The 6,931-nt window shown below is 69.5% G+C and carries 5 protein-coding genes; 4 read left to right on the top strand and 1 reads right to left on the bottom strand.

The genetic code is table 11. From position 1 onward, the window contains the following. Window positions 1–217: 217 nt before the first annotated feature. A complete protein-coding gene (locus ACWGSK_RS27190; protein ID WP_452457148.1) occupies window positions 218–826 on the bottom strand; it encodes a GNAT family N-acetyltransferase in 609 nt (202 codons plus the stop codon). 139 nt (window positions 827–965) lie between these two features. Here ACWGSK_RS27190 and ACWGSK_RS27185 point away from each other — a divergent pair, with 139 nt between their 5' ends. The 4 genes from ACWGSK_RS27185 to lpdA all read left to right on the top strand — a co-directional run bounded on the left by ACWGSK_RS27185 (window position 966) and on the right by lpdA (window position 6,752). Further along, window positions 966–2,150, top strand: a complete 1,185-nt coding sequence (locus tag ACWGSK_RS27185) for a winged helix DNA-binding domain-containing protein (RefSeq protein ID WP_452457147.1) — start codon at window positions 966–968, stop codon at window positions 2,148–2,150. A 118-nt stretch (window positions 2,151–2,268) separates the two neighbouring features. Then, a complete protein-coding gene (locus tag ACWGSK_RS27180) occupies window positions 2,269–4,083 on the top strand; it encodes a hypothetical protein (protein ID WP_358515477.1) in 1,815 nt (604 codons plus the stop codon). A 158-nt stretch (window positions 4,084–4,241) separates the two neighbouring features. Next, window positions 4,242–5,219 carry a DedA family protein gene (locus tag ACWGSK_RS27175; RefSeq protein WP_452457146.1) on the top strand — a complete coding sequence of 326 codons (978 nt, stop codon included), beginning with the start codon at window positions 4,242–4,244 and terminating at the stop codon, window positions 5,217–5,219. 126 nt (window positions 5,220–5,345) lie between these two features. Beyond that, window positions 5,346–6,752, top strand: coding sequence for a dihydrolipoyl dehydrogenase (gene lpdA / locus ACWGSK_RS27170; protein WP_358515472.1), 1,407 nt, complete (start codon window positions 5,346–5,348; stop codon window positions 6,750–6,752). Window positions 6,753–6,931: the final 179 nt, after the last annotated feature.

The following is a 6,931-nucleotide window of genomic DNA, read 5'->3' as shown; positions in this document are numbered from 1 at the left end:
GGAGTTCGACCCGGTCACCGAACGCGCGTTGGGCAACCACCCGCAGGCCTACTCGCATCTGGGCCTGATCCGCTGCGCCCAACTCCTGGACCGGTGACCAGGGGCGGCTTCTCGTCGCCGGCACCCGAACACGCACCGGCGCCCCCGGGGATCCGAGCTCACGGAAGTGAGCCGCCCCGGGGGTCGTGCGTCGGCCACGGCGGCCGGCGTGCCGCTTTCAACGTCGGCGGGGCCCTTCCTCCAGACGGCTACGCACGAGTGGCCACTCGGCGCGCAGCACCGAGTAGTACACCGCGTCCCGGCGCCGGCCTCCCGGCATCACGTTGTAGCTGCGCAGAACGCCCTCCTCCGTGGCGCCGATCCCGCTCAGCCCCCGACGGGCCCGCTCGTTCAACACGTCCGTCTTGAACTCCACCCGTTCGGCGTCCATGGCCTCGAAGGCGTGCCGCAGCAGCAGGTACTTCGCCCAGTGGTTGACTCCCCGACCGCGGAAGTCGCGCCCCAGCCAGGAGCTACCGATCTCCAGGCGCAGGTCCGGCTCCGAGAGGTTGCCGTAACTCATGCTGCCCGCGACCCGTCCGTCGACCAGGTCGGTGATGGTGAACGTGGTCCGTTTCCCCTTCTCGCTCGCCTCCAGGTAGGAGTCGAAGAAGCGCTCGAAGCCCGCGGCGTCATCCACCCTGGTGGTGAAGTGCGTCCAAATGTCGGGGGCGAGCGCCTGCTCCCGCCAACCGTCTCGATCGCCTTCCTGGAGCGGGGTGAGTCGTACGTACGCGTTCTCCAATCGGACCCGCGCCCGCTCCGCCCACACGTGGTTCTCCACCATTTCGTCCCCAGACGGCTCGTCGTCACCTTCGTGTCGCAGCTTAGGGCCGCCCTTTTTCTCCGTTTCGACGGGATCGGCCTCGGATCGTCGGTGTCGGTGGGTAGGGTTCCGACACGCAACGGAACCCGGAGTGCACCCGATGGCCACCGTCCTCAGCCGCCGCGCGCTCAACCGCGCGACCCTGGCCCGCCAGTTCCTCCTCGAACGTGTGGACCTGCCGATCGTCGAGTTGGTCACCCGCCTGGGCGGGCTCCAGGCGCAGACCACGCACACCTGGTACGTCGCCCTGCAGAACCGGCTGCGATCCCCCGATCCGCACGAGATGGGCCGTCTGCTCACCGAGGGCGCGCTGGTCCGCATGTCGCTGATGCGCTCCACCCTGCACCTGGTGACCCCGCAGGAGGCCCGGTGGCTGCGTGGCACCACCGGTGAGGTCATGGCCAGGGACCTGGAGAACAGTTCCCATGGCAAGGCGACCGCCGGCTTGGACCGCTCCGCCGTTCTCGACATGGCGCGCAAGATCCTGGAGGAGGAACCGCTCACCCCCAAACTGCTGGGAGAGCGTCTGGCGGAGCGCTGGCCGGGCGTTCCCGGACCGCACCTCTCCTACGTGGTGCGCTGTCTCCTACCGGTCGTCCAGGTCCCGCCACGCGGTGTGTGGGGCGCCTCGGGACCCCCGGCGCTGGCCCCCGCGGACACCTGGACCGGGCTGCCCATGGACGCCGAACCCGACCGGGAGCGCCTGGTCCTGCGCTACCTGGCCGCCTACGGACCGGCGAGCGTCCAGGACATCCAGGCCTGGTCCGGGTCGACCCGCCTCAAATCGGTGGTGGAGGGCCTGCGCGACCGGCTGGTGTCCTTCCACACCGAACAGGACGAGAGGCCCGAGGGAGGTCGTAGACCCGCCAGGCCCGTCGAGCTGTTCGATCTGCCCCACGCCCCTCGCCCCGGCTCCGACCTCTACCCGGACCTGCACGCCGACACCCCCGCGCCCGTCCGCTTCCTCTACGACTTCGACAACATCCTCCGCGCCCACGCCGACCGCACTCGTGTGATCTCCGACGAGGCCCGGCGCCGTATCGCCGTCCGCAACGGGATGCCGCCCTCGACGGTCCTCCTGGACGGTTCGGTGGCGGCCACGTGGAAGGTGAACCACATCCGCCCCACCCGTTCCTCCACTCACACCCCGTCCCTGGAGGTGGCCCCCTTCCGCACTCTCACCGGCTCCGAGACCGAGGAGATCGTCGAAGAGGGCCGCCGGCTGCTCGACTTCCTCTCCCCAGGTCAGGGCGGGCGAGAAGTCCGGATCCACGACCCCGCTTGATTTTTCGGCCTTCCTGCCCGGTCGGGCCCCCTCACCTGCGCCGCTCCCACCACTCGCCCGTTTCGTGCACATGCATCCGGATCACAACAAGACAGTGCGGGTATGACAGGATTCTGGGGTGATTGAAGAGTTCCGCGCCGCGTTCCAACGGGTGCTCGACACCGCCGCCGGCCAGGCCCACGACTTCCCTGAGGCCGTGAAGGAAGCCTTCCGGCTGTCCTCCAGTGTGCCCAAAGAGGAACTCGAAATCGCCCTCGAAGCCCTGGCTCCGGTACTGGGCGACTGCGAACCCTACGCGGGTGTCGCGGCCGATCTCTCCGTCCTGGCCGGTGCCCTGGCCGAGTCCGGCACACCCGCCGGGCAGGCCGGTCTGGAGGTGCTGCGACAGGTCGGCGGCTACGGCCAGGCCGCCGTGGCGTTCATGCACGCCTGGGACAAGACCGGAGGCGGTACGCTGCCCGCGCCCTCCCAGGTGGGCGACGAGGAGGAGAGCCGGGTCGAGGAGGTCCTCGGTGACAACGCGCCCCTCGCCACCACGGGTTGGTGGACCGCCCAGCGCTACGGGCTCGCCGCCAAGGCGATGCTGAGCGACTCCGGCGTGCGTTCGGCCGTGCGCGCGGACCCCAGCGCCCTGGACGGACTGGGCCAGATCGTCGAGGCCCTGTCCACCCGGTTGAGCGAGTTCGGTGAGGTCGCCGAACTGCTGCGCATGGCCGAGGTGAGCCGTGTGCTCGTCCTGGACCGCGCTTCGTGGCGAGGCTTCCGCGTCCGGTTCGACGGCGTGAGCGACAACTTCCAGCTGCACACGCTGCTCGCCGACGCCCTGATCGGCAAGGAGGGGCTGCGGCTGTCCGGTACCCGCCCGGACCCCCGTTGGGTGGTCGCCTCCCAGGACGGTCAGGTGGATCCGCTGGCCGACGTGGTGCGCGGCGAGTGGGACCTGGTCGGCGGCGACGGTACCTGGGTGGGAAACGAGGCCTGCCCCGGGGACATCCCCGAGGTGGACGGTGAACGCGTCCTCGTCCTGGAGCCCCAGTCACTGTCGCACTCCTGGCGGGCCGGGCGTCGCCACCCGCACATCGTCGGCGCGCTCACCGTCCTGTCCGAACTGCACGGGGAGGAGACGGCCGCCTGGTGGTCGCGACTCCATCCGGCGGGAAGCGTCCGTCACCCCATGGCCCCGGCGATCGAGAACGAGGACACGGGCACGTACCGACGACCCCCGCGGCATTTCGGTGTGGCCGCGCACTTCGCCGAGGTGGACTCGGGTCCGTTGTCCGCCCCGTTCTCCGCCCTGGACCCCGATCTCGACGCGCCCGACCCCCGAATGCGCTCCGACGCCCCCGAACCGGACTTCGACTCCCTCTTCGGTGGCGGGTCTCCGTTCGACGACGATCCCCTCGGCCCCTCGTCGTCCCCCGCTTCGTTCACGCCCTCCGACGCACCGATCCCATCGACCCACGTCGAGGAGGACGAACCCGACGACTTCGTGGTGCCGGCCCCCTGGGCCGCCGCCCCGCCACGGGTCGACGACGAACCGCAGGCGATCCCGGACCCGGGCCCCTTCCGCGACCCCGACCCGTTCGGCAGCGCGCGCGGCGGCGCGGATTCGCCTTCCTGGACCGACGCCCTCGACTCGCCCACCTGGGGTGATGCCCTCGACTCACCGTCCTGGAACACCCGCTCGGAACCCTCCTCCGATTCCCCCTCCTCGTTCGACTCCCCCGACTCGCCTGCTTGGACGGACACCCCGGCCGCACCTCGTTGGGACGACCCCCTCGACCCGCCCTCCTCGAAGGACGCCTCCGAGGAGACGGAAGAGGAGGACCTCCCACCCGGTCGCCGACTGCTGCCGCCGATGCCGCCCGGCGTATCGGACGCCTCCACCTGGGCGCCGCACTGGAAGTGGCCGCTGGACCCACCCCGTCGCTGACGGCACCGGGGCCGCACGGCTCGCGACGCCCTACCCTGTGACGTGCGTGGGGGCGCGGGACGCATGACACATGTCATCTCGCGTCCACGCACGGCTCACACCGCTCCGGTGACTCCTACGACTACTGCGCGAGTGGGACCTCGCGGGAACCTGGGGACATGATGACGACGACGCCCGTTCCCCGGCACGACGCCGACTCGAACCCTGGTTCCGACGACGGTCCGAACAGCGCCCGCCGCCCCACCCGTGAGGAGGCCCTGAAGGCCGCGGAGGAGGCCTGGGGCGTACAGGAGGCGGAGCTCGGCAAGGAGATCCTCCGCTCCATGAAGCCGTGGAAGGGCGAGATGCAGCGCCAGGACAAGGTGCTGCTCGCCGTCGCCATCATCCTTCCGGCGCTGATGCTGCTCACCCTCCCGCTGCGTCCGCTGTTCATCGCCGACCACCCTCTGCCCCTGGCCCTGGTCACCGGAAGTCATGCCGCGGTCGGTGCCGCCTCCGCCTTCGCGAGCATCGGCGAGGGTTCCCTGTGGCTGATCGTCCTGGCCGGTGTGATCGGCAAGATCAAGATCGACTGGGTGTTCTGGTGGTTGGGTCACCGCTGGGGCCGAGGCATCGTCAACTTCCTCATCCAGGGTGAGCGCGGGCGCCGCCTCGCCGACCGCCTGGAGACGATGAATCCGTGGGTGATGCGCGTCCTCATCCCGCTGAGCTACCTGCCGGGCGTCCCCGCGGGCATCCCCCACGTGATGGCCGGCGCCAACGGGATGCGGCTGCGCACCTACCTCCTCCTGGACGCCCTGGGCGCCCTCATGATCACCACGTTCGTCGCCTACGTCGGATACGTCTCCGGGCAGTCCGGGGTGGACCTCGTCCTGATGGTCGACAAGTACGCCCTGTGGATCATGCTCGCGCTCATCTTCGGCATGGCGTTGTACCCGACCCTCACCGCCGGCCGCGACCAGAAGGCGCGCAAGAAGGAGGCGTTGGACCTGGCCGCCGCCGAATACGACGCCGAGACCGACCGGATCGAGTCCGAAGGCTCCGCAAGCGCCTCCACCGGCTCCGGAGGCGCCCCCGGACCGGGAGACTCCACCCCCACCGAACCCACCGCCACCAGCGAAGACAGCGTTAAGTGACGCTTGCGTGACAACCGGTCGCACACAGGTGGCCTGTGCGCGACTAGGCTGGCGTCCGGCAATCCGACACCCCGGGCAAGCCGGCTGCGCTGGGTGCGTCACAAACACACTCAAGGAGATCCCGTCATGGGACAGCGACACTTCGATCTGGTGGTCCTCGGCGCCGGGCCCGGCGGTTACGTCGCGGCGATCCGCGCCGCCCAACTGGGCCTCACGACCGCGATCGTCGAGGAGAAGTACTGGGGCGGGGTCTGCCTCAACGTGGGCTGCATCCCTTCCAAGGCACTCCTTCGCAACGCGGAGCTCGCGCACCTGTTCCACAACGACGCCGACACCTTCGGCATCAAGGTGGAGGGCAAGGTCGAGTTCGACTACGGCAAGGCGTTCAGCCGAAGCCGTGAGGTCGCGGACGGCCGGGTCAAGGGTGTCCACTTCCTCATGAAGAAGAACAAGATCACCGAGTTCAACGGGCGCGGCACCTTCGTGGACGACCACACCATCGAGGTGCGGAACGCGGACGGGGAGACCGAGTCGATCACCTTCGACAACTCGATCATCGCCGCGGGCTCCTCCACCAAGCTCATCCCGGGCACTTCGCTCTCCGAGCGCGTCGTGACCTATGAGGAGCAGATCCTCACCGAGGAACTACCCGAAAGCATCATCATCGCGGGCGCCGGCGCCATCGGCGTCGAGTTCGCCTTCGTGATGGCCAACTACGGGGTCGACGTCACCATCGTGGAGTTCCTCGACCGCATGGTGCCGGCGGAGGACGAGGAGGTCTCCAAGGAGATCTCCCGCGCCTACAAGAAGCTCGGCGTGAAGGTCCTGACCTCCACCAAGGTGGAGAACGTCGAGGACTCCGGTTCGGGTGTGCGGGTCACGGTCACCGGCAAGGACGGAGGGCAACAGACCCTGGAGGCCGACAAACTGCTCCAGGCGATCGGTTTCTCCCCCAACGTCGAGGGCTACGGCCTGGACAAGGCCGGGGTGGAGCTCACCGACCGGGGCGCGATCGGCATCGACTCCCGAGGCCGCACCAACGTGCCGCACATCTACGCGATCGGCGACGTCACCGCCAAGCTGATGCTGGCGCACACCGCCGAGGCCATGGGCATCGTCGCCTCGGAGACCATCGCGGGCGCCGAGACGCAGGAGATCGACTACCGGTTCATCCCGCGCGCCACCTACTGCCAGCCCCAGATCGCCAGCTTCGGCTACAGCGAGACCCAGGCGAGGGAGGCGGGCTACGACGTCCAGGTCGCCAAGTTCCCGTTCATGGCCAACGGCAAGGCCCACGGGCTCGGCGACGTCCGCGGCTTCGTCAAGATCGTCTCGGACGGGAAGTACGGCGAGTTCCTGGGCGCCCACATGGTGGGGCCGGACGTCACCGAACTGCTGCCGGAGCTGACCCTGGCCCAGCAGTGGGACCTGACGGTGCACGAGGTGGCTCGCAACATCCACGCCCACCCGACCCTGAGCGAAGCGGTCAAGGAGGCCGTGCACGGCCTGGCCGGGCACATGATCAACCTCTGACCCACCGCGTCACGGCCGACCACGTCGGGTTCGGCCACGAGGTGACCCGGAAACGGGGCCGGGCCGAGGGGATGTCCTCGGCCCGGCCCCGCCGTCTGTGCCCCCGTGCTTCCCGGAGTTGCTAAGTTTCCCTGTGTGTCCCCCGCCGGCGCCCCTCCCACGTGCCCGGCGCACCCCGA

Source organism: Nocardiopsis sp. NPDC055551, assembly GCF_053619415.1.
Note: the sequence above shows the minus strand (reverse complement) of the source record. Positions and strands in the feature narration are given on the sequence as shown.